We start from the raw sequence: 1,009 nt of genomic DNA, 5'->3' as shown, positions 1-1,009 counted from the left end.
CCTAAAAGAGGGCGCTGATCTGGGATAAAAATGGCGGTGACGGTGGGATTTGAACCCACGGTAGGGGGTTACCCTACACAACTTTTCGAGAGTTGCACCTTCGGCCGCTCGGACACGTCACCGCCGACGAGTGTACGTGAGGGCGACGGATGCCGCCAATCGGCGCCCGTCTGACGCTGCCGTCTCAGGCGACGCGGGCTGCGACATCCGAGACGATGTCGACCACCCGCGCGGGCTCGTCGATGCCGACGGAGAACACGTAGGTCGCTGTGAAGCCGAGGCCGGCGAGCGCCTCCACCCGCTCGGCGACGTCGTCGACGGTCGAGGCCGGGGAGACCGCGATCATGGCGGTCTTCTCGATCGTGTCGTAGTCGCGGCCGACGGCGTCGCAGTGGCCGCGCAGCACGTCGAGCTTGTGCGCGGGCACCTCGAGGTCTGCCATCGCCGACAGGTTGCAGGCGTCGGCATGCTCGGCGACGAGGCGCAGCGTCTTCTTCTCCCCGCCGCCGCCGATCATGAGGTAGGGCTTGGTGATGTTCTGCGGCGAGTTGATGGTGCGCTCGAGCTGCCAGATCCTGCCCTCGAACGGCCCGTCGTCGTCCGACCACATCTGCGCGCAGATCTGCAGGGTCTCCTCGAGCTCGCGGAAGCGCTGCGCGACCGGCGGGAACGGGAACCCGAGCCCGACGCACTCCTGCTCGTTCCAGGCGGCACCGATGCCGAGCCCGACGCGACCGCCTGAGAGCACGTTGAGCGTGGAGATCTGCTTCGCCAGCAGCGACGGATGCCGGTAGATCACGCCCGTGACGAGAGTGTGGAGCAGCACCTTCTCCGTGTGGGCCGCGATGAAGCCGAGCGTCGCGTACGCCTCGAGCATCTCGTGATCCTCCGGGCCGATACCGTGCAGTTGCCAGAAGTGGTCCATGACGGTCAGTCGCTGGATGCCGGCGGCCTCCGCATTGCGCACGTGCGCCGCGAGCGCAGGGCCGAGCTGGGCGGGTCCGGTCTT

General features: G+C 67.5%; 1 protein-coding gene and 1 tRNA gene. Both read right to left on the bottom strand.

The features are described from left to right. Window positions 1-31 precede the first annotated feature (31 nt). Window positions 32-122 (bottom strand) — tRNA-Ser (locus ASG00_RS01885). Between the two features lie 62 nt (window positions 123-184). After that, window positions 185-1,009 (bottom strand): LLM class F420-dependent oxidoreductase (locus ASG00_RS01880; RefSeq protein WP_082482990.1); only part of this gene is annotated, 825 nt, incomplete at its 5' end.

The organism is Microbacterium sp. Leaf351, from assembly GCF_001423825.1.
Lineage (GTDB): Bacteria > Actinomycetota > Actinomycetes > Actinomycetales > Microbacteriaceae > Microbacterium > Microbacterium ginsengisoli.
The sequence above is the reverse complement of the archived record's forward strand: the minus strand, read 5'-3'. Positions and strand labels throughout refer to the sequence as shown.